Origin of the sequence: Cyanobacterium sp. HL-69 (assembly GCA_002813895.1) — a bacterium.
Lineage (GTDB): Bacteria > Cyanobacteriota > Cyanobacteriia > Cyanobacteriales > Cyanobacteriaceae > Cyanobacterium.
Map to the genome: position 1 here is coordinate 467,798 of CP024912.1, position 22,711 is coordinate 490,508.

General features: G+C 39.1%; 21 protein-coding genes. 10 read left to right on the forward strand and 11 right to left on the reverse strand.

From position 1 onward, the window contains the following. Positions 1–65: 65 nt before the first annotated feature. The gene (locus AA637_RS02175) at positions 66–908 is read right to left on the reverse strand and encodes an ABC transporter ATP-binding protein (protein WP_446683699.1); all 843 of its coding nucleotides are present in this window, start codon (positions 906–908) and stop codon (positions 66–68) included. Positions 909–1,086: 178 nt separating this feature from the next. Here AA637_RS02175 and petJ point away from each other — a divergent pair, with 178 nt between their 5' ends. The 3 genes from petJ to murD all read left to right on the forward strand — a co-directional run bounded on the left by petJ (position 1,087) and on the right by murD (position 3,721). Continuing rightward, entirely contained in the window at positions 1,087–1,422 is a 336-nt protein-coding gene (petJ, locus tag AA637_RS02180; protein WP_446683700.1) for a cytochrome c6 PetJ, read from the forward strand. Between the two features lie 319 nt (positions 1,423–1,741). Continuing rightward, the gene (locus AA637_RS02185; protein WP_446683701.1) at positions 1,742–2,320 is read left to right on the forward strand and encodes an RDD family protein; all 579 of its coding nucleotides are present in this window, start codon (positions 1,742–1,744) and stop codon (positions 2,318–2,320) included. A gap of 42 nt (positions 2,321–2,362) precedes the next feature. Continuing rightward, on the forward strand, positions 2,363–3,721 hold the full coding sequence (gene murD / locus AA637_RS02190; protein ID WP_446683702.1) for a UDP-N-acetylmuramoyl-L-alanine--D-glutamate ligase: 1,359 nt from the start codon (positions 2,363–2,365) through the stop codon (positions 3,719–3,721). Positions 3,722–3,792: 71 nt separating this feature from the next. Here the strand turns inward: murD and galE are convergent, their stop codons facing one another. Further along, a complete protein-coding gene (galE, locus tag AA637_RS02195) occupies positions 3,793–4,788 on the reverse strand; it encodes a UDP-glucose 4-epimerase GalE (RefSeq protein WP_446683703.1) in 996 nt (331 codons plus the stop codon). A gap of 40 nt (positions 4,789–4,828) precedes the next feature. Here galE and AA637_RS02200 point away from each other — a divergent pair, with 40 nt between their 5' ends. The 4 genes from AA637_RS02200 (at position 4,829) to grxD (ending at position 7,578) form a co-directional block, all read left to right on the forward strand. Beyond that, on the forward strand, positions 4,829–5,923 hold the full coding sequence (locus AA637_RS02200; protein ID WP_446683704.1) for an ABC transporter ATP-binding protein: 1,095 nt from the start codon (positions 4,829–4,831) through the stop codon (positions 5,921–5,923). 115 nt (positions 5,924–6,038) lie between these two features. Beyond that, positions 6,039–6,812, forward strand: coding sequence for an imidazole glycerol phosphate synthase subunit HisF (gene hisF, locus AA637_RS02205; protein ID WP_446683705.1), 774 nt, complete (start codon positions 6,039–6,041; stop codon positions 6,810–6,812). Positions 6,813–6,912: 100 nt separating this feature from the next. Continuing rightward, positions 6,913–7,167, forward strand: coding sequence for a BolA family protein (locus AA637_RS02210; protein WP_446683706.1), 255 nt, complete (start codon positions 6,913–6,915; stop codon positions 7,165–7,167). Between the two features lie 87 nt (positions 7,168–7,254). Then, positions 7,255–7,578: a Grx4 family monothiol glutaredoxin gene (gene grxD, locus AA637_RS02215; protein ID WP_446683707.1), complete on the forward strand. Its 324-nt coding sequence runs from the start codon at positions 7,255–7,257 to the stop codon at positions 7,576–7,578. A gap of 54 nt (positions 7,579–7,632) precedes the next feature. On the opposite strand, the gene AA637_RS02220 is transcribed toward grxD, so the two are convergent. Next, complete coding sequence (locus AA637_RS02220) at positions 7,633–8,808, reverse strand: transaldolase (protein ID WP_446683708.1); 1,176 nt, start codon at positions 8,806–8,808, stop codon at positions 7,633–7,635. A 314-nt stretch (positions 8,809–9,122) separates the two neighbouring features. Here AA637_RS02220 and AA637_RS02225 point away from each other — a divergent pair, with 314 nt between their 5' ends. Continuing rightward, on the forward strand, positions 9,123–11,375 hold the full coding sequence (locus tag AA637_RS02225) for a heavy metal translocating P-type ATPase (RefSeq protein ID WP_446683709.1): 2,253 nt from the start codon (positions 9,123–9,125) through the stop codon (positions 11,373–11,375). 159 nt (positions 11,376–11,534) lie between these two features. On the opposite strand, the gene crtR is transcribed toward AA637_RS02225, so the two are convergent. From crtR to AA637_RS02260, 7 genes are all read right to left on the reverse strand, one after another. Next, complete coding sequence (gene crtR, locus AA637_RS02230; RefSeq protein ID WP_069791943.1) at positions 11,535–12,419, reverse strand: beta-carotene hydroxylase; 885 nt, start codon at positions 12,417–12,419, stop codon at positions 11,535–11,537. A 310-nt stretch (positions 12,420–12,729) separates the two neighbouring features. After that, on the reverse strand, positions 12,730–13,830 hold the full coding sequence (gene cofH, locus AA637_RS02235; protein WP_446683710.1) for a 7,8-didemethyl-8-hydroxy-5-deazariboflavin synthase subunit CofH: 1,101 nt from the start codon (positions 13,828–13,830) through the stop codon (positions 12,730–12,732). Between the two features lie 121 nt (positions 13,831–13,951). Continuing rightward, entirely contained in the window at positions 13,952–15,877 is a 1,926-nt protein-coding gene (locus AA637_RS02240; protein WP_446683711.1) for an FAD-dependent oxidoreductase, read from the reverse strand. Between the two features lie 116 nt (positions 15,878–15,993). Continuing rightward, positions 15,994–16,704, reverse strand: a complete 711-nt coding sequence (locus AA637_RS02245) for a hypothetical protein (protein ID WP_446683712.1) — start codon at positions 16,702–16,704, stop codon at positions 15,994–15,996. Between the two features lie 147 nt (positions 16,705–16,851). Continuing rightward, positions 16,852–17,451, reverse strand: coding sequence for a superoxide dismutase (locus AA637_RS02250; protein WP_446683713.1), 600 nt, complete (start codon positions 17,449–17,451; stop codon positions 16,852–16,854). A gap of 304 nt (positions 17,452–17,755) precedes the next feature. After that, positions 17,756–18,910: a glutamate--cysteine ligase gene (gshA, locus tag AA637_RS02255; protein ID WP_446683714.1), complete on the reverse strand. Its 1,155-nt coding sequence runs from the start codon at positions 18,908–18,910 to the stop codon at positions 17,756–17,758. A 113-nt stretch (positions 18,911–19,023) separates the two neighbouring features. Then, positions 19,024–19,764, reverse strand: a complete 741-nt coding sequence (locus AA637_RS02260) for a DUF305 domain-containing protein (RefSeq protein ID WP_446683715.1) — start codon at positions 19,762–19,764, stop codon at positions 19,024–19,026. Between the two features lie 212 nt (positions 19,765–19,976). Between AA637_RS02260 and thrC the strand changes: the two genes are divergently transcribed. Together thrC and AA637_RS02270 are read left to right on the forward strand one after the other, a co-directional pair. After that, the gene (thrC, locus tag AA637_RS02265; protein WP_446683716.1) at positions 19,977–21,281 is read left to right on the forward strand and encodes a threonine synthase; all 1,305 of its coding nucleotides are present in this window, start codon (positions 19,977–19,979) and stop codon (positions 21,279–21,281) included. 106 nt (positions 21,282–21,387) lie between these two features. After that, positions 21,388–21,663: a MoaD/ThiS family protein gene (locus AA637_RS02270; RefSeq protein ID WP_069791936.1), complete on the forward strand. Its 276-nt coding sequence runs from the start codon at positions 21,388–21,390 to the stop codon at positions 21,661–21,663. Between the two features lie 188 nt (positions 21,664–21,851). Here AA637_RS02270 and AA637_RS02275 read toward each other — a convergent pair whose 3' ends face one another. Further along, entirely contained in the window at positions 21,852–22,634 is a 783-nt protein-coding gene (locus AA637_RS02275) for a peroxiredoxin-like family protein (RefSeq protein WP_446683717.1), read from the reverse strand. Positions 22,635–22,711: the final 77 nt, after the last annotated feature.

The window sequence follows — 22,711 nt, forward strand, 5'->3', positions numbered from 1 at the left end:
ACTAGATGTTATGGCAATGAGGCATGGGAAGAACCCAGAATTATTCATTCTCAATGAGCAACTGTTTAAAGTTGGTGTCCTGTTAATTTTACAAAAATATCTTCTAGGTTGGAGGGACGAATCATAATTCCTGTTCTATCTTCAATATTATTAACATATTCGTTGGCTTCTTGAGTGGTGGGAAAAAATTGGTAATCAATGCGATCGCCCTTCTGAGTTACCATGATACCCTGTCCATATTTTTGTTTAAAATCTTCCACCGTACCCAATTCTATCAACTGCCCAGCGTCAATGATACCAACCCTTTCACACAAAAATTCTACTTCCTCCATATAGTGGGTGGTGAGTAAAATAGTCATACCCTGACGGTTCAAATCCTTGATAATTTCCCATAAACGACGACGGGTTTGCGGATCTAATCCTACCGTAGGTTCATCTAAAAATAATACTTGGGGATTGTGTAGTAACGCTCTGGCAATTTGTAATCTTCTTTTCATGCCCCCAGAAAGGGTTTTAACTAAGTCTAAACGGCGATCGCCCAATTCCACGTAATCTAACCAACGGTCAATCAATTCCTGTCTCTCGGGGTTAGGGATGTGGTGCATTCTGCCGTGAAATTCGAGATTTTCCCACACCGTCAACTCCCCATCAACGCTAGTTTGTTGCAAAACTACCCCAATATTACGCTTTACCCTTTCAGGAGACTTTGCCAAATCATATCCTGCCACCTCAATGGTACCCCGACTAGGAAGAGCAAGGGTGATTAACATTTTGATAGTCGTTGATTTTCCCGCACCATTAGGCCCTAATAAACCAAAGATTTCCCCCGATTTAATTTCAAAGGACAAATCATTAACTACAGGTACTTTATTATATATTTTAGTTACTTTATTAAGTCTTACAGCCACAATTTATTTATTAAAATGATGATTAATTTAGCTAAATTACTATTTTAATGGTTCTGAGAATTGTGCCTAAATTGTAAAGAATAATTACAAACCCCTTAAAATTGACAAATTGTCTTTTGACAGCAAAGGTTGCACTCAGAAAAAATAAGAAAAGAAACAAAAAATCTCTTAAGACACAATGAAGAAAATTATTAGCCTAATCTTATTATTAACAACCTTCGTTAGCTTTTCCTTCACCAGCCCTGCCCTTGCCGGAGATGTTGGCAACGGTGCCGCCATTTTTAGTGCCAACTGTGCCGCTTGTCACATGGGTGGTAGAAATGTAGTAAATGCAGCCAAAACTTTACAAAAAGAAGACCTAGAAAAATATGATATGTATTCCCTCGAAAAAATTATATATCAAGTAAATAAAGGAAAAGCAGCTATGCCAGCATTCCTAGGACGTTTAGATGAGCAACAAATCGAAGATGTAGCCAGTTACGTTTTAGCCCAAGCTGAAAAAGGCTGGAAATAAAAGGACTTAAATTTTAAGGAGAATTTCTTGTCCGTTGGGTGGAGGCAACAAAACCCAACAAAAAACCTCAGCATAACTAGGGTGCTCTGAAATTTTTTTTAGTTAGGCTTGGGAATATTTTACAATTTTTGTGGTCAATTATTTATCGTATTCGTATCTGTTATATTTGCCAAAGGTTTCGAGTTTTCAGTAACGCCGACACAATCTTATTTCATTTTTTAACAAGGGATTTAACCCCCTTTTCTCTAAATCGAAACAGTCAGAAAATATAAAGATTACCAATTATCAAGACAGGGGAAAAATCGCATATACTAAATACATGGCAAGTAACGAAAATAACCCCACCATGTATCAAGAAGAATCTCTGATCAAGAGAAAACCTAAAGCCCCCCCCGAAAGAAGAACATACGCTTTTTTGGTTGACTTCATTTTAGTCTGGTTAATTTCTTCCCTTGTTACCAATGTTTTCGCAGAATTTCTTGTTTTTGTACTCCTATGGTTAGTTTTAAGGGTGATTGTGGTGGACAAAAATCAAGGTCAAAGTTTAGGAAGGTGGGCTTTTGACTTAAAAATAATTGATGCAGAATTAAGCCGTCGCCCATCTCTTCTTAGCCTCACAAAAAGAGAAGGAATTATTAGTATAGTTTCATTTTTGGCAATGATAGGGCTAAAAATAAACTTTCAAAACTTTATTTCCTTATTATTATTTCTCATCCCTATAATTATTGATGGTTTTACAGCCCTTACCGACGAAGACTATAATCAAGCACTACACGATCGCATTTCTAACACTATCATAGTGCAAACAAAAAGAGGATATTCCCTCGATTTACGCATCAAAAAATGGACAAAAGAAGCCCAAAGGGCATGGGAGAAAAATAGAAAAAAAGTCAGATAAAATGATACGATCATAAATTGACATCGTACCATTATCACTTGCATGGGAAAAGTAGAGATTATCGGTTTAGGCAAATCAGGTATCGGCGCTGCAAAGTTACTCAGAAAAGTAGGCAAAGAAGTAACCATATATGATGCCCGTGAATCTGATAGTTTTCGTCAAATTAAACACAACTTAGCCGAAGAAAACATTACCGTTGCGTTAGGGCAAAATCTCCCTCTAAATCCCCATAACCTTCCCGAATTGATTGTAGTTAGCCCCGGAGTGCCTTGGGATATTCCTATTTTGCAAGAAGCAAGGGCAAAAGGAATTCCTACCATTGGTGAGATGGAATTGGCATGGCGTTATCTCAACTCATCTCCTTGGATTGGCATTACTGGCACGAATGGTAAAACTACCACCACTGCTTTAATAGAAGCGATGTTGAAGGCTGGTAAGATCAACGTCTGTGCCTGTGGTAATATCGGTTATGCTGCTTCGGAGTTGGCCTTAGAATCTTTGGATAATTCCCCTGAATGGGTAGTGGCAGAAATTAGTAGTTATCAAATTGAATCCAGTGTGGAGTTAGCCCCTAAAATAGGAATATGGACTACTTTTACTCCTGATCATTTAGAGCGTCATAAAACCCTGAATAACTATTGTTCCATTAAAGCTCAACTTTTGGAACGTTCCCAGAGCAAAATTTTTAATGGTGATGATGCCTATATACGCAATTTAGGTTTGGAAAGGGATTGGAAAAATGCTTATTGGACGAGTGTAAGGGGAAAAGATTTTTTACTGGGGGATGAAAGTCGGGGAGTTTTTCTTCAAGATAGCTGGATTGTGGCTTTTGGGGAATTGATTGCCCCCGTATCACTGTTTAAAATGGTGGGAAGTCATAATCAACAAAATCTATTATTGGCGGTGGCGGCGGCTAAATTAGCAGGGGTGAGCAAAAGTGCGATCGCCCATACCATCACTTCTTTTTCTGGGGTAGTCCATCGCCTAGAGTTAATCAAAACCATTGACGGAGTTGATTACATTAATGATAGTAAAGCAACTAATTATGATGCCGCCCAAGTGGGCTTAGAGTCTGTAGCATCTCCCGTTATTCTCATCGCTGGAGGAAAAGCCAAGGAAGGGGATGACAAGGCTTGGATTAATGTCATTAAGCAGAAGTGTAAAGCGGTATTACTGATAGGGGAAGCCTCGGATTTGTTTGCCTCTCGTTTAGAAGAGGAAGGGTATAACTATTTTTATAAAGTGGGTGATATGGGTAATGCCATTGTTAAAGCCCAAGAGTTAGCGAAGGAAACCTGCTCGAAGGTGGTGTTACTTTCCCCTGCCTGTGCTAGTTTTGATCAATATAACAGTTTTGAGGAACGAGGGGAAGACTTCCGCAATTTAGTTAATTCTCAGTAATTAGAATTTGCTGAAAAAGTGGGAAATGGGTAATGGGTAATGAGTAGTGAGAAACAAACTCAGTAAATTAACTAATCCCTAATCCCTAACCCGTGTCTTTGCTGATGCCATTGCCATGCGTGGTGGATGATGGTTTCAATGTCGGGGTATTGGGGTTGCCAATTAAGGATTTTATGGGCTTTAGCACTACTTCCTACCAGTATAGGTGGATCTCCCACTCGACGATCGCCCTTTACCACTTTAAAATCTCGTTGGGTAACTTTTTTAGTAGCCTCAATAACTTCTTTGACGGAAAAACCACTACCATTCCCAAGGTTAAAGATGTCACTTTTGCCCCCCTGTAATAAATAATCTAACCCTAAAAGGTGGGCTTGGGCTAAGTCGGTAACGTGGATATAATCCCGAATACAAGTACCATCGGGGGTATCATAATCATCCCCAAAAATGGTGATAGTATCTCTTTTCCCTAGGGCTGTGTATAAAACCAGGGGAATAAGGTGGGTTTCTGGATGATGATCTTCCCCAATCATACCATCAGGATCTGCCCCTGCGGCGTTGAAATAACGAAAGGCTACATATTCCCAACCATAGGCTCGTTGAAAGTCTGCCAACATTTTCTCAATGACTAATTTGGTATAACCATAGGTATTGATAGGATTTTGGGGGTGGGTTTCGGGAATGGGAATCATTTCGGGCATTCCATAACTGGCACAGGTGGAAGAAAATACCATCTTTCTCACCCCTGCTGATTCCATGGCTTCGAGGAGGTTGAGAGTGGATACTACGTTATTTTGATAATATTTGGCGGGGTTTTTCATGGATTCCTCTACATAGGCATAGGCGGCGAAATGGATTACCCCTTCGATGGCATATTCTTGGAATAGTTTATCTAGTAAGGGGCGATCGCCCAAATCCCCTATAATAAGATTAACGTCAAGTTTTTCTGCTATATCTTGATGACCATAGACTAGATTATCTAAAACAATTAACTCATATCCTTGATCTTTCAATAACTTTACCGTATGAGAACCAATATAACCAGCGCCCCCCGTTACCAAAATTGCCATAGATTTTTGACCGTTTATTAAACAACTTTTTTATTATAAAATGGCGAAAGTAAAACTAGATAACATTAGCCGAAAAATCAATCAAACTACCATCGTCGAAAATATTAGTTTTGAAATTCCCGATGGTGAATTATGGGTATTAGTAGGGCCCTCTGGGTGCGGAAAATCAACAATTCTCAGGAGTATATCGGGCTTAGAGGCTATCAGTGGAGGAAATTTATATTTTGATGATGTGTTGGTAAACCAAATACCAGCTAGGGAAAGAGATGTGGCGATGGTATTCCAAAACTATGCCCTATATCCCCATCTAACGGTGGCTCAAAATTTGGGTTTTGGTTTAAAAATGCGTAAAGTTAATCCATCCACCATTGAAGAAAAAGTTAACTTTGTTTCTCAAATTCTTAATATAAATCATCTTCTCGGGCGTAAACCCAAACAACTATCGGGAGGGCAACAACAACGGGTGGCATTAGGTAGGGCAATTATTCGGCAACCCCAAGTCTTTTTACTCGATGAACCTTTATCTAATCTTGATGCTAAACTAAGGGAACAAACTCGCACGGAATTAAAAAAACTCCATCAGCAGGTGGGTATTACTACTATTTATGTTACCCATGATCAAGTGGAAGCTATGACTCTGGGCGATCGCATTGTAGTATTAGATCAAGGAATAATACAGCAAATAGGCACTCCAAAGGAAATTTACAATAGTCCAGCTAATCGTATGGTAGCTACTTTTCTGGGCAGTCCTCCCATGAATATTATTCCTGTTACCTATACCGAAGAAAAATTATTAATCGGTGAAACACAGTTTCTAAGTCTATCTTCTCATATCTTACAAAAGTTTCCTTTAAATTCAAAAAAAAGTTGGGATTTGGGTATTCGTCCTGAATTTATAACAGTTAATACCCCAGAAAATTCTATTAATAATCTTCAAATTAAGATCGATATTATTGAGCCTTTAGGGAAAGAAATGTTAGTCAGAGGAACGATTTTGCACAGTAATATTCTCCTAAGTTTTCAACTACCTATTAATTATAATATTGATGTTAATGATGTTATTTTGGTTCAATTAGATGAAGACAAAATTCTATTTTTTGATACCATTACGGGGGAAAAAGTATCAACAATTTGATTGAAAAGGTAGAAAAGAAAAGATCAAACCTAAATTAATACCTTACTTTTCATTGAGCTTAATGCACCGTGGATTGTACATTAATATTAACGATTAGTTATTATTTTAAAATTTTATGTTAGCCAAAAGAATATTACCCTGTTTAGATGTCAACGCAGGAAGAGTAGTAAAAGGAGTTAATTTTGTGGACTTAAAGGATGCGGGAGATCCTGTGGAGTTAGCCAAAGTATATAATGATGCTGGGGCAGACGAGTTAGTTTTTTTAGATATTACCGCAACCCATGAGGGCAGAGACACCATCATTGATGTAGTTTATCGCACTGCCGAGCAAGTTTTTATCCCCTTAACCGTGGGGGGAGGGATCAAAACCCTTGATAATGTTAAAGATTTGTTGAGGGCAGGGGCAGACAAAATTAGTATCAATTCCACCGCCGTAAAAGATCCTGATTTTATTAATCGTGCCAGCGATCGCTTCGGTTGTCAATGTATTGTGGTAGCCATTGACGCAAGAAAGAGGGAAAATCCTGATAACCCGGGTTGGGATGTCTATGTGCGTGGGGGTAGAGAAAACACGGGTATCGATGCTCTTTGGTGGGCTTCTGAGGTGGCTAAAAGGGGGGCAGGGGAGTTACTTGTTACCAGTATGGACGCTGACGGCACTCAGGGGGGGTATGATTTGGAGTTGACAAGGGCGATCGCCCAGAGAGTAGAAATCCCCGTTATCGCTTCGGGAGGGGCAGGAAATTGCCACCATATTTACGAAGCATTCAGTGAAGGGAAAGCCGAAGCCGCCCTCCTTGCATCCCTATTACACTATGGGCAATTAACCGTAGGAGAAATAAAAGACTATCTCCATGGTCAAAAAATTCCCGTCCGCAACCTCCATTAATCATAAAATCTTGGTAGATGGGAGTGATATAATAGATTTTAGTAGTGAAAATATTTGCTATTTATTTTTTTTGCATACTCATTAAATCACAGTAGAATCTATGGTCAGTTTGGAACAAGTCAAACAAATGATTCAGTCTCAATTACCTGATGCAGAGGTTGTCGTAAGGGATTTGACAGGGGGAGGAGACCATTTAGAGGCGATCGTTATTTCTCAAGAATTTGAAGGAAAAACCAGAGTTAAACAACATCAGCTAGTTTATGGTGCTTTAAATTCTCAATTACAATCTGAGGCAATCCACGCCCTCGCCCTCAAAACTTTCACCCCCGAAACATGGGCAACAGCTAGTAAATAAGTATTACTTGTTCTAAGTTTTTCAGTTTGAGAAAATAACACTACCTTTTGAATCAATTACTTCGACCAATTATTTAATAACATAACTATGACACCTGAACTAAAACAACGTATTGACGAAATTATCCAAAGTTCCCCCATTGTGGTTTTTATGAAGGGTAATAAATTAATGCCCCAATGTGGTTTTTCTAACAATGTGGTACAAATTTTAAATACTTTAGGTGTACCTTTTGAAACTTTTGATGTTTTGGCTGACTATGATATTCGTCAAGGAATTAAAGAATATTCTAACTGGCCCACTATTCCCCAAGTATATGTTAATGGTGAACTGGTAGGGGGAAGCGATATTTTAATTGAACTCTATCAAAGTGGTGAATTGCAACAAATGATTGAAGTTGCTTTGGCATCATAAACCCTTGACAATTGAAAGTTATGGTTTCGGTGGGCATTGCCCACCCTACTATGGTTAACTAGCTTTGGCGAGATAAACGACTGCCCCAAGGCTAGAAGCCATTTCATCTGGGGAGATTTTACCATCATGGTTAATGTCCATCGCATCAAAGACGGCATCTGCCCCTGCCCATTCTTCTCTACTGATAAAGCCATCTCCATCTAAATCATAGACATGAAATATATCTTCGATGGCATGGTTTAATGTATCATTACCCTCAATTCTCGCTAAACGGGCAGTGAGTAAACTTTCAAGGGTTTCGAGGGCTTTGGTAAATCCTTTAATACCTTCATCTAACTTATCATTTGCCATGATGTCCTTATCGTGCATTTCATCGAAAGTGGCTTTATCAACGGTAATTTTTTCTATTTCAAGGGAAGAAGCAACCTCTGGGCATAGTTTACGGGGTAATTCTCCCTCAGTATTTTTGAGATTTTGTAATAGTTGAGGAGAGATAGTCAGCAAGTCACATCCTGCTAATTCGGTAATTTCGCCAATGTTACGGAAACTAGCACCCATCACCTCGGTTTTATAACCAAATTTTTTATAGTAGTTATATATTTCTGTAACTGATTGTACCCCCGGATCATCTGCTCCTGTATATTCTTTCCCGGTATTTTTTTTGTACCAATCAAGAATCCTACCCACAAAAGGAGAAATGAGGGTTACTCCTGCCTCCGCACAGGCTACCGCTTGATGGAAACCGAATAAGAGAGTTAAATTACAGTGAATTCCTTCTTTTTCGAGGATTTCTGCGGCTTTAATACCTTCCCAAGTGGACGCAATTTTAATTAACACTCGCTCTTTATCAATGCCTGCTTTTTCATAAAGGGAAATAAGATAACGAGCTTTGGCAATGGTACCCTCTGTGTCGTAGGATAGACGAGCATCAACTTCGGTGGAAACTCTACCCGGTACAATTTCTAAAATTTTGGTACCAAAGGATACGGCTAACCAGTCAATGGCGAGTTTAATTACTTTTTCGACGGGGGCTTTTTCCCCTAATTCTTCTCTGGCTTTTACTAGGGTATCATCGACAATACTTTGGTATTCTGCCATCTGGGCAGCAGTGGTAATCAGAGATGGGTTGGTGGTGGTATCTCTGGGGGTAAATTTTTCGATCGCCCCTATATCTCCTGTATCGGCTACTACGATGGTATATTGGCGTAATTGTTCTAATAAATTAGTCATTTTTTCCTCCTATGGGGTTTTTTTGACCAAATATTGCTACTCGTAAATTTATGTGAGTATATATTTCGGGTTTGTCCCTCTGATCTTAGCAACAAAAACAAAAGGGAGAACGATTGATAATTAAGGCTGAGTTACTTTTTCTAATCAGCGATGTATGATTTAACCTCAAAAAATAAATTCTTCTCACCATTCCCTATTGCCCATTGCCTATTCCCTACCCTTACAAAAATTAAGTTTTGTAAAAAAAACTAAACCATGCAGTCCACTAGAGAGTTTACGCTGAAATGAGTGAGCAAAACAAGAGTAAGTAAGTAATGGTTAGGAATGTACAGGAAAAGGAAACCCTTAAACTAGAGGGCATGGGCTGTGCAGCCTGTGCGGGAAAAATTGAAAGTTCTATCAATAAGGTTTTAGGGGTAGAGGAATGTATGGTTAATTTTGCTATTGCGGAAGCGACGGTAAAATATGACCACGAAAAAACCAACCTTGATAGTATTATCAAAGCGGTACAAAATGCTGGTTATCAGGCTTTTCCATTGCCCCCTGATGGCATAAATCCCGAACAAGAGGCGATCGCCCATAAGCGCCATGAAAAGATATTATTAAATAGATTAATTATCGGTACAGTTATCAGTATTATTTTGATGATCTCATCATTACCGATGATGACAGGGCTAGACATACCTTTTATTCCCATGTGGTTTCAAAGCCCTTTATTACAGCTAGTTTTAGCCACCCCCGTTTTATTCCTGTGCGGACAATCCTTTTGGCAAGGTGCGATCGCATCTATCCGCCACGGTAGCGCCACCATGGACACCCTTGTATCCCTCGGCACAGGGGCAGCTTACTTCTATTCCCTATTCGTCACCTTCTTCCCCGAAGTCATCGAAAGAGAAGGCATCCATGCCATGGTATATTACGAAACCGCCGCCGTCATTATCACCCTCCTCCTCCTCGGAAAATTACTCGAACATCGAGCCAAAAGACAAACCTCCGAAGCCATTACCCAACTCTTGCAACTAGGGGCAAAAACCGCTCGGGTAATCAAAGACGGAAAAGAGCAAGATATTCCCATCGAAACAGTACAACTAGATGACATTATCTTAGTGCGCCCCGGGGAAAAAATTCCCGTAGATGGCATCATCACCCAAGGAGAATCATCCATCGATGAAAGCATGGTGACAGGGGAATCCGAAGCCGTGCGCCGTGGGGAAGGGGAAGAAGTAATCGGTGCCACCATCAACAAAACAGGTAGTTTTCAATTCAAAGCCACAAGGGTAGGCAAAGACACCGTTTTAGCTCAAATTGTCGAACTGGTGAAACAAGCCCAAGGCAGTAAAGCCCCCATCCAAAAATTAGCCGATCAAATTACCTCATGGTTTGTCCCTGTAGTGATTATAATTGCCATAATTACCTTCCTTGCTTGGTGGTTAATGGGCGGTAACTTCACCTTTGCCCTCATTGCTTCCGTTACCGTATTAATTATCGCTTGTCCTTGCGCCCTCGGTTTAGCCACCCCCACATCCATCATGGTAGGCACGGGATTAGGGGCAAAACATGGCATTTTAATCAAAGATGCAGGGAGTTTAGAGTTAGCCCACCGCATCAAAACCATCGTCCTCGACAAAACAGGTACTTTAACCCAAGGAAAACCTGTCGTTACCAATTTTATCACCCTCAAGGGTAGTGCCTTTGAACAAAGTATTTTAAAACAAGTAGCAATCCTCGAAAAAAATTCTGAGCATCCTTTAGCAGAAGCTATTGTGACTTATGCTCAAAAACAAGAAATTTCCCTTGATGGGAAGGTGAAAAACTTTGAAGCCATCTCAGGGTGCGGAGTACAGGGGTTTATCGATGATCATTTTATCCAAGTGGGTACTCAAAAATGGTTTGAGGAGTTGGGTATTGATACCGTGAAGTTAGAAAATATTGCCCCAGAGGAGGTATTTACGAAGACTAACGCATGGATAGCCATTGATCAAGAAATTGAGGGCTTAATGGCACTCTCTGATGCCCTTAAGGAAACTTCTAAAGAAGCGGTGCAGCAACTGCAAAAACAAGGCTTAGAAGTGATCATGTTAACGGGAGATAATCAACGCACCGCCGAAAAAATTGCCTCAGAGGTAGGTATTCGTCGTTTCTTTGCCCATGTACGCCCCGAGGATAAAACCGACAAAATTCGGGAAATACAGCAACAAACAGGCAATCTAGTGGCGATGGTGGGGGATGGTATTAATGATGCCCCTGCCCTAGCTCAGGCAGATGTGGGTTTTGCCATTGGTACAGGGACAGACGTTGCGATCGCATCTAGCGACATCACTTTAATCTCCGGGGATTTAAAAACCATTGTAAGTGCCATTAAACTGAGCAAAGCAACTATGGCAAACATCAAACAAAATCTCTTTTTCGCCTATATTTACAATGTAATTGGGATTCCTGTGGCGGCTGGGGTGTTTTATCCCTTCTTTGGGCTGTTGTTAAACCCCATTATTGCAGGGGCTGCCATGGCATTTAGTTCCGTTTCCGTGGTAACAAACGCCCTCAGACTCCGTAAAACGAAACTGTAAAAAAATAGAAGTGCAAATTTTTCTTTAACAACAAGGGGTTTAAACCCCTTGCCACCCAACTAACTTTTTTATGAAAAATCATTTATTTCTACAAACAATTCAACATCAACAATATCAATTAATAATCAGCTTAATTGCCCATTGTTAATTATCAATTATTCAGTGTTTTCCGTGAAAACGAATACCAAGGAAAAAATCATAAAGAAAACTGCCAAAATTTCTACCATTCATTAAGTCCAAAGATTGATCACAACCTTTAGCGTCTAAGATAGGTTTGGCCGCATAGTAAGCAGATTGATACTTATACCAAGGAATAGAAGGCCAAAGATGATGAATTAAATGATAATTCTGTCCTAAAATTAGAACATTTAAAACTTTCCCTGGATACACCCTTGCATTTTTCCATCTGTTCGTTTCTTTAAAAGGACGATGGGGTAAATAATCAAAAAATAGTCCTAATGCGATGCCTACCACCAAAGCTGGTACAAACCAAAAATTCATCACATAGCCAATAAAACCATAATGAATTGCCAAAAATACAATAGTAAATAGAAATAAACGGCTTAAAAACCATTCCAAAAGCTCATATTTACGCCACAATTTGCGCTTAAAGAAAAATATCTCATGGTAGAAAAACCTAGCGGCAATCATCCACAAAGGCCCTCCCGTCGAAACAAAATGATCAGGATCATTCTCAGGATCGTTAACATGGGCATGATGTTGTAAATGTACCCTTGTAAACACAGGGAACGCAAAACCCAACATTAAAGCACTACCATGACCTAAAATGGCATTTATAATACGATTGCGGTGTCCACTATTGTGGGAGGCGTCATGAATCACAGTGCCTGAAAGATGTAGGGCTAAGACATTAGAACAAAAACAAATCCAACTAGCCCATCCCCACAAAAAATAACCACAAGTTGATATGGTAATTAGTAAAATTGCACTTATAAACATTATGACGTTAGGGTTAAAGCCATCGGGTGCTTTTAGAAATTCTTTTGGTATTGTTGTTTTCAATACAGATGCGGACGACTGCATTGCTGATGTTTTCTCCTTCCTTTATTAATTTATTTCCTTGTGGTAGTTTACAATATTTTTGACTACTCCGTAAAGTTTTGTAAATTAATTTCAGCTATTAATGCCCCACCGTAACAACCATAACCATTTATTAAGTATTAATGTTTTTGTTTTCTGAGGTGATAAATACCTTTGTGATAAAAAACAAATTAGAAAAATATTCTTTGTAAGGTAATATATTTTTTTATTGGAAGAATTAATTTGTGGGTAATTATTTTTGTTCTTTTGTAACTATTAAGAAAATAAAGATTTTTTCTGGTAAATGAAGTGGTTAGTTTTCATAAAGAGTATTTCTTTGACCATAAGGGCGATTAATGGAGGTAATAGCTTTTTGAATAGTTGCTACGTCTAAACAGGTGCCTCCTTTTGCTCCTGCCATGGTGGTAATATGTTCTTCCATAAGTGTACCGCCGATGTCGTTACAACCCCACTGCAATGCCTGTAATGCCCCTTCTAATCCTAATTTAACCCAGCTGGGTTGATGGTTGACAATGACATCCCCCAAGACTATACGGGAAACGGCAGTTAAAACAAGGGTGGCTAATAAATCGGGTTGATTCCGCCCTACTCTATTTCGTAAAGGTTTGGGGGCTTCTTCTCCCACGAAAGGAAGTAAAATAAATTCGGTTATTTTGGCTGGATAATCATTAACTATAGCAGTTTCTTGGAGCGATCGCACTTTAAATAAATGCTCTAGTTGTTGCTCTGGGGTTTCGATATGTCCGCACAACATGGTGCTTGTGGTTGGCACTCCGAGACTATGGGCTGTCGAAATAATTTTCATCCATACGGAAGTATTAATTTTTTCAGGACAGATTATTTTTCTTACTTTATCATCTAAAATTTCCGCCGCAGTGCCTGGCATTGAACCTAAACCATGATCTCTAAAAGCGATAATTACATCCCTAAAAGTAAGATTATCTTGACGGGCAATAAACTCTATTTCTTGGGGGGAAAATCCGTGTAAATGTAATTGAGGAAAATTATTTTTAATATTTTCAATTAGCTGTAAATAATACTTTAAACTACTTCCTTGAATTTGAGCTTGAGGATTTAACCCTCCCTGCATACATATCTCTGTGGCATCTAAATCAATAGCTTGTTGACATTTACTTAAAATAGTCTCAATATCTAACCAAAAAGATCCATTCTCATTTTCATCTCTTCTAAAGGCACAAAAACTACAATGTTGCTCACAAATATTCGTAAAATTAATATTACGATTCACCACATACATAACTTTATCTCCGACTTGTTTTTTTCTTAAATAATCCGCTTCTTTTTGTAAATTATCAAGGTTAATATTTTGATAGTTTTTTAAAATGTTTAAAAGTTCTTTTTTTTCATATCCAAAATTATTGTTACTCAACATCACTTATAGTAATTCCATATTTTTTTATAACTAGACTTAGTTTTTAACAAGGGGTTTAAACCCCTTGCCTTGTACCCCAACCCCTTGCCTTATAACGCAAACCTTGTACCTTTTCTCAACCCTAAATAGTCAATAAACCAGAAGGATTAACTGATAATAAATCTCTACGCTTCAAGCCCTCCTGATGGAGAATACCATTAGCCGATAACAAACCGCTACTAATAGCCCTTTCCATCAAACCGCAAGGGAAAGGCATTTTTACCCAATCCCCAGCAAACATGAGATTTTTAAGTTGCGTTTCGGTGACGGGGCGTTGCTCAAAACTATTGGGGGGATACCCTGAGAAGTTTTTCTGGTTTACTAATTGTTTATGGAGTATTTTAGCGTCTTTTAAAGCAGGGACAATTTCTGATAATTCTCTCTCAAAGGTTTCTAAAATTAGCTCTTGGGTAGGAAATTCTTTTTCTTTGTAACAATAAGAATGCAATTCCACCACACTACCTCCCGTTTTCTGCGCCCAAGCGATGTATTCATTTTGGATGCGATGATATAAACAAATGCTATCGGTGAGGGAATATCCCGACAAGGAGGCAAAATTACTATGTTCCCATTCAAAGTCTTTATCTAGCCAAAACCTAGCCACCGCAAAGGGATCAGCTAATGCTAGTTGTTCAACTTGGGCTTGGGTAGTGCTGCAAGTTTCCCCATCTACTTCCATGAGGTTGAATAGGTGTTTTACCCCTGGCACATCCGTTGAGATAACGAAATAATCGGCTTCTAGTACCTCTGGTTTAACGTTGTCGTCAGGATTATTGGCGATGAGTTGAATTTGGTCATCTTTTTGTCCTATAACAGTATAGGTGTTTAAACTACGTTTCGCAGGCCCTTGTAATAAAGTTCCATCATTTTCGTAGAGGGCGGAATGACAGGGGCATAAAAATTTACCATCTTCTTGTTTGTTAACGATACATCCTTGGTGGGTACAACTGAGGGAAATTGCTTGTTTAGTATCTTTGGTAACGGCAAAGAGGCGATCGCCCGCACCATAATAATTATATTGCTCATCTTCCAATAGAGGATTGGCACTAACCCAAAAAGGAACACTACTCTCCCCCTGACCTTGATAATATTCTAGGGAAGTGATTTTGTCACCATCACATTTTATTTTACTGATATTCGCCTCAGTCACAACCCTACCACCATTATTTACGATGGTATCAGCAATGGGATTAACTAAACTTCTACCCATATCATCCACCGTACCATTAAAAGCCAACCCTTCAGGATTACCAAAAAAGTAAAAATGGAAAAACTGCATTAACTCCCCTGTACTAAGCATATCAGGCGCATTGAGAGAAGACTTCGCAAAAGGTAAAAAATATAAATCAAATAACCCTTGGGGAATGCCTTTCGCAGCCCAATCTTTGACGGAAATATTATCTAACTCATGGTAAGTATTAGGAATTTTAAACCCTGCAATAGTTCTAAAAACCCGCCAATGTTCAGGATTTGCCAAATTAATACCCCAATGAAGGGCATTATCACTCGAAATAGCCAAATCCACAATATTCCATGGAAAAGCCGAATGACTAGGGCGAAAATTCTCAGGTTTGTATTGAGCATCTTTAAACACAACGGAATAAAAATCAAGGGATTTAAAATTGTCAGTAATATTAATTTCACTAACAATGCTTTTAAGATTGTAGTATTGGGGGAAAAATCCATGGAAACCATGTTCCATCCTAAACTTTTCATCTCCTACCTGAATATCCCAACTGGCAATTTTCCCCCCCAATTGGGGCGACTTTTCTAATAAAGTAACGATAAAACCCCTTTGGCTTAATTCATAGGCAGAAGCCAACCCAGCCAAACCTCCACCAATGACAACCACTTTCTTTTTCTTGGTTAGATAACGGGGTAAATCGAGGGTATCTCCTTTGTGTATCGTTGGTTTTGGTTTTGCCACCCTAGAATACCCCACAAGTCCGAGAATACTACTGAAAGCAAAAAATTTTAATAAACTGCGACGGGAAAAACGACTATTCATGAAAAAAAATGAAAATAATGACTAAAAAACTTAATATTACTTTACCAAATTATCAAATTCAAAGGATAAAAATTAATGAGAATTTACCAAAAAACTTTGATGATTTTCCATTAATCCTATTGGGTTTGTAAATAGGTTAAAAATTCAATCAATTCTTCGTCTGATAATAGATGACGGGATTTTTTACCATAGGTTTCGAGTAAATATTTTTTACCTTCTTCTTGAGTCCAACCCAATCTTTTTAATTCTATGGTAGTTTGGTCTATTACTTGACTAAAATCAACGGCATCAGTTAAGTCAAATTTATTATTTGGGGGTAAAATGACTTCTTCTGGCTTTTCTTCTTCTTGATAGGATAAAGGTAGTTCGATGGTATCCGGTAAAGTTTCTTCAGGCTCTATTATTTGATTATCAGACGCTATATTTTCCGTGATGGGAGTGGTATTTTCTGAAACTGAGATGGCATTTAATTCAGCTTGTGGGGGAGGACTAATTCTTTCTTGTTTTTCTGGTGTCACCGCTGGGGGAGGGGTTAGTATTTCTTTATCAGAAATGGGAGGATTACTCGGTGTTTTAGGTTTGGAAGGACTCCCATTAACTTTTGGAGATGCTTTGGTGGGGGATTGTGTCGGCGGTGGGGAAATAGTTGTCTGATTTATAAATTTTAAAACTCTTTGACGAGCTTTATCCTCGGCTTCTTCGACACTGTAGGCAGAGGCTAGGGCGCTACTAATGGTTTTGTTTTCTTGTTGTGCTTTTACTTTTACTATATACTGACCGTGATCGATGGTGATTAGTTTACTGGTTAAGAGAATACTACTATTCATAGGAAGATTTTGATTAAAGAAAAAGGGAAACCAAACACCACTAATATAATAGTTTCGGTGTGATTTTCCCTCTATCTTATTATTTATTTTCTTTTAATTTTCGCTAATATGCTAAATAATTAGTAAAAATGTTCTTAAAATCTAATCTTAAGCGTCAGCTAAGTTTTGAGCAACAAAATCCCAGTTTACTAATTTACCTAAGAAATCATCGATATAAGCAGGACGCTTGTTTTGATAATCTAGGTAGTAAGCGTGTTCCCATACGTCCATGGTAAGGAGGGGAGTTTGCCCTGCGGTGATAGGGTTGTCTGCGTTTCCAGTTTTGGTTACTTTCAAAGTACCGTTGTCTAGGACTAACCAAGCCCAGCCGCTACCAAATTGGGTTGCACCTGCTGCTTTGAATGCTTCTACAAATTTGTCGAAACTACCAAAGTCAGCGTCAATTTTAGCTGCTAATTCTCCAGTGGGAGTACCACCACCGTTGGGCTTCATACATTGCCAGTAGAAGCTATGATTCCATGCTTGGGCAGCATTGTTGAATACACCGGCTTTACTAGCGTCATTAGCAATGTTTTTGATTACTTCTTCGATGGATTTAGATTCTAATTCGGTACCTTTGACTGCATCATTGTACTTACTTACATAAGCGGCATGATGTTTGTCATGGTGAAATTCTAGGGTGCTTTTAGAGATACAAGGCTCTAAGGCACTGTAGTCGTAAGGAAGAGGTGCTAATTCGTAAGCCATATTATTTTTTATTGCCGTAGTTTACTTCTATAATAAATCTTAACAAACTTTTTTTAGTTTTTAAGAATCATTCTTAGTTTGTTATTTTCAAGCTATCATCTAGGGGCGATCGTTGTCAAGTTGCATGAGTAATGAATGAAATTTTCCCATGGAGACGATTTTGTTGTGACCAACATCTGAAGAACGCAGAAATTAACAGAAAAATCTCATCAGAAATTTATATGGTCAACTTATGATTATGATTTGAATGGGAATTTCAGTAATATAAACAAGAACTAACTTGCACGGGAAGTGAGAAAAAGTGTTAAGCCACCAAAACTTGCTCACAAAGTTTGTCCTCTAACTCAATTTCTTCTTGGTGAGTTGATTTAATGGCTTGGGTGATAATTTCGGCAATACTCATACCTTGATCATATTGATGAAGCCATTGTTGAGCTTGATTGCCCTGTTCTAACATTTTATAGGTGGGACTGAGAAAACAACTAAAACCTTTTGCCTTGGCAACGGGGAATAATTCGGGTAAAAGTTCTTCTATCCATTCTCTGGCAACAATTTTTCGTCCATCTTGCCAGTGAAAAAGTTGAGCATCTAAACTATTTTTACTAACTTCTTGCTCATTATGTTTAACCATCTTTAATAATTCAGTTTCTAAATCCCTGTGGTTAATGGTACTTTGGGTTAAGGGATCTAAATCTTCGTTTTCTAAAACCTGCCAAATTCTCGCCTCGATGATGGCGGTAATCGCTAGCAAATGTATGGGGTTTAATACTAAATCCGATATTCTCAACTCCAGACGATTGAGACTGTAGGGGCGATTATCCCCGTTAGGACGTACAGAACACCACAGGTGTCTTACATTTTGCATGGTCCCGAGGATAAGTTGTTCTTGTGTCCAATCAATAAAATGTTGGTGGTTGTGGAATAGGGGTACATCTTTGGGGGTATGGGGAAACAAATGCCAACGGGTGGAATGATACCCAGAGGGTTTGTTATCGAGGAAGGGGGAAGAGGCGCTAAGCGCGAGGATGAGGGGAGCTTCTAATCTGATGAGACGATAGGCTCTAATGAGGGTTTCAATGTCATTTATGCCAATGTTGATGTGGATACTAGCGGTGACAATATTGGTATGGTAAGTGTTTTCGATGTAGTCGTGATAATGATTATCGGGATCTGAGCGATGAAAACGGCTACTGTCTCCGAGGGAAAGGGTGCTACCCGGTACGATGGTATAGTCTCCAAGGGATTTTAAATAGTTTCTGAGGTCTCTACGGGGACGTAATAAGGCACATAGGAGGCGATCGTAATTACACAGAGGGGCGGTGGTATATTCTACATTACGACTATCTGGCTCTCTCACAAAACCATGCAAGTCTCTGACGATTTGACTAGAAAGCCCCACTACTTTTCCTTCTGGTGTCCCTGTATAGACTTCAACCTCAAAACCTTTTGATAGTAGCACCGCTTTTCCTCAATTTTTACTGATCATTTTATACTCAATTATAAGTCCAGAAAGGTTATTGAACAATTGATAATTAATGAACAGTTAATGCTCTAAGACTTCATGGTTGAGAACTAATACCATTGGCTTCGCCACTTTTGTAATTCCTCTATTTCAGCTTGTTGGCTATTGATGATATTTTGAGCTACGGCTTGTATTTCAGGATTATCAGATTTTTCTAGGGCATCTTGAGCCATAATAACCGCCGCTTCATGATGAGGGATCATAGCATCGATAAATCTGAGGTCAAACTGTTCATCTTCTGCCCCTAAATCCATATCCATGGTCACCGCCATCATTTGTTCAGGGGTCATGGGGATAGTTTGATTAGTCTGAGGATCCCATGCTGTAGGTGTTTCCGGTGCGTCAGGATACCAATCAGAGCGCCATTGTTGCATTTCTAAGATTTCAATTTGTTGAGCTTGTGCTATCTCCGTCGCTAGATTTTGGATTTCTGGACGGGAGGACTTTTCTAGGGCTTCTTGAGCCATAGTCAAAGCTCCTTGATGATGGGGAATCATGGCATCAATAAATCTAAGGTTATACTCTTCGTCGGCTTCTCCTAGGTCCATGGTATGGTTCATCTGACTATGGTCCATGGAACCGTGATCCATCATACTGTGATCCATTGATTTTTCCGTGATACCAATTTCAGAATCGACTCCCCCAAGTCCGAGGGGGTCGTTTTCTTCTGGGCTGGCACAAGCCCCAAGAATACCAGTCAGACTGGTAATGAAAATGGTCAGAATAATTTTATTTTTTAACATCGTAGAATATTTGCGCTGTGTGTTTTTTTCCGAGAGATAGCCTAACATTTATTTTTTTTGTTGGTGGTTTTATGATGCTCTGGAATATACAGAATGTAAAAATCAGGCAAAATCACTCATGACAATCTGAGGTAATTCCGACCAAAAAAGTCGGGTATAGTTGACAGTTTTATGATGAGTTGTTATGCTTATGTCTAAGCAATCATCGATTAATTAGAAATTTCCAGTAAGTAGTTAAAGCACACGGAGAAAAAAGCATTATGACAACTGCGATCGCAACGGACACCACCAAGAAAAAACCCACTTTCACCAAATTAGTATCTAAAGAAGGGGGAACAGAATATCCTCTCAAGGCAATAAATATTTGTGAGGAAACCTTCGCTCCCCTCGAAGTAGCTTATGATTACGACGAAATTCGTCGTCAGGTGAGCCGTGAAAGTATTGCCGCAGGTCCTAACTCCATTTGGCGTTACAAACCTTTCTTACCCGTAGAAACCGATACCCCCATCGATGTCGGTACAGGAATGACTCCTTTAATGAAGTCTAATCGTTTGGCTCGTCGCTTAGGTCTAAAAAATCTCTATATTAAAAATGATGCTGTTAATATGCCCACCCTTAGCTTTAAGGATCGGGTAGTCTCCGTTGCTTTAACTCGTGCCAAAGAATTAGGTTTTACCACTGTGTCTTGTGCTAGTACAGGAAACCTAGCTAACTCCACCGCTGCGATCGCCGCCCATGCTGGTTTGGACTGTTGTGTATTCATTCCCTCCGACCTCGAAGCAGGTAAAGTATTGGGTACTTTAATCTACAACCCCACCGTTATGGCGGTAAAAGGAAATTACGATCAAGTTAACCGTCTTTGTTCCGAAGTAGGTAACACCTACGGCTGGGGCTTTGTGAACATTAACCTTCGCCCTTACTATTCCGAAGGCTCTAAGACCCTCGGTTATGAAGTGGCAGAACAACTAGGCTGGAAATTACCTGATCACATTGTTGCACCTTTGGCTTCTGGTTCTTTATTCACCAAAATTTATAAAGGATTCCAAGAATTTGTCAAAGTTGGTTTAGTAGATGACAAAGAAGTTCGTTTCAGCGGTGCGCAAGCGGAAGGATGTTCTCCCATCGCTCAGGCTTTCAAAGAAGGAAGAGACTTTGTAACCCCTGTGAAACCTAACACCATTGCCAAGTCCATTGCGATCGGGAATCCTGCTGACGGTGTCTATGCCCTTGATATTGCCCGTAAAACTAACGGTAACATTGAATCGGTGACCGATGCAGAAATCATCGACGGCATGAAACTTTTAGCCGAAACTGAAGGTATCTTCACAGAAACCGCTGGGGGTACTACCATCGCCGTGCTTAAAAAATTAGTAGAAGCAGGAAAAATTGACCCTGAAGAAACTACCGTGGTTTACATCACTGGTAATGGTTTGAAAACCCAAGAAGCGGTACAGGGTTATATCGGTGAACCTCTTTTAATCGATCCTAAATTAGACAGTTTTGAAAGAGCTTTAGAGCGCTCTCGTACCCTTGGTCGCCTAGAATGGCAACAAGTTTTAGTGTAAGATAGATTTCTGAACAGGGGGTTTATGTACCCCTTGTTTTGCAAAGACTTTTTAAGAGTCTTTTTTTTTGCAAAATTATTATTATTTAAAAAATATTCATAGAACAATGGCAGTAAAAGTATTAATTCCCACCCCCTTACAAAAATTCACCAAAGAAGAGGCTACCGTTGAATGTGAAGCTACTAGCGTAGCAGGTTTGATTGATTCCCTAGAGGCTAATTTTCCTGGTATCAAAGCCCGTCTTTGTGATGAGCAGGGTATTCCCCGTCGTTTCCTTAATTTTTATGTAAATAGTGAGGACATCAGATTTTTAGATAATACTGACACTGCTTTAAGTGATGGTGATGAGGTAAGTATTGTACCTGCGGTTGCTGGAGGTTGATTGTCGAATTGACAATTATTTTGAGGGTTGAACATTGTTCAGCTCTTTTTTTTGTGATTATTTGTCTAATACTTTTGTTATGCTGGCTAAATTTCTCAACCCCTCTGCTTTCAGCATCTCCCCTTGCAAGGGGAGAAAAAGAGATTTTAAAAATACTTAATGGTAGGTATCGCTCACCTTAATAATAATTAGGTTAGAAAATCTAAAGGATTACTCATATTTTTGGCAAATCCCAATATTCCTCGATCTCGATGTTCATAGATTAAGTTACCTTGATTATCAAACAAAAATGTTGCACCTCTTTGGGTGATATAGCGATCATCTGGTACATAGATTCGCCAATTATTTAACACTTCCACCATGTTTTTTAGTCTGAGGGTGGCTAATTCAAAGGGGCGTTGATAATTTTTTCCTGCTTTGTTAAAAAATTCTCCTTTGATAGCTGGTAGGGGTTTTATTTTTATTTCTTCTTCGTTTTTAAATAAAGGTGGTGAGGTGCGATCGCCCTTATAACCCCTAAAAACCTCTTTCAGAGTGCCTTTACTACCAATTCCTGCACACATTAACAAAAGATTTAACCAAGCATTTTGAGTGTCTGAAAAGAAGGGTAAACCCCAATTTAAACCCTGATATAAAGCCAACTCTCGATGAATGTCAGCGGTAGCATCAATAAATAAATATTCTTCAGGAAACCCCGTATATTGACAAAACTTTTTCCCTGATTCTATGTTTCCAATGGCGATCGCCCTTACAGCAATGTTATTATTTTCAATAAAATCCCACTTCCTTTGTAACCACCAAGCATATTCCAAAGTATCAAAATCACCGAGTTGGGGTAATACTATCATTAAAGTGCGACCGACATTTTCACAACCAGACAACACCGAAACCATCTTGCCATCACTTACCCTTTTTCGTTGGGTTTGTTTAAATATAGAATAGGGTTTTTCTAGGATTGTCGCATTAGTCATGGGGGAATAATTGATAATTGATAATTAAATTTGGTGTTGCTTAATTATGGTATGAAATATTATTAAATTACAATAAA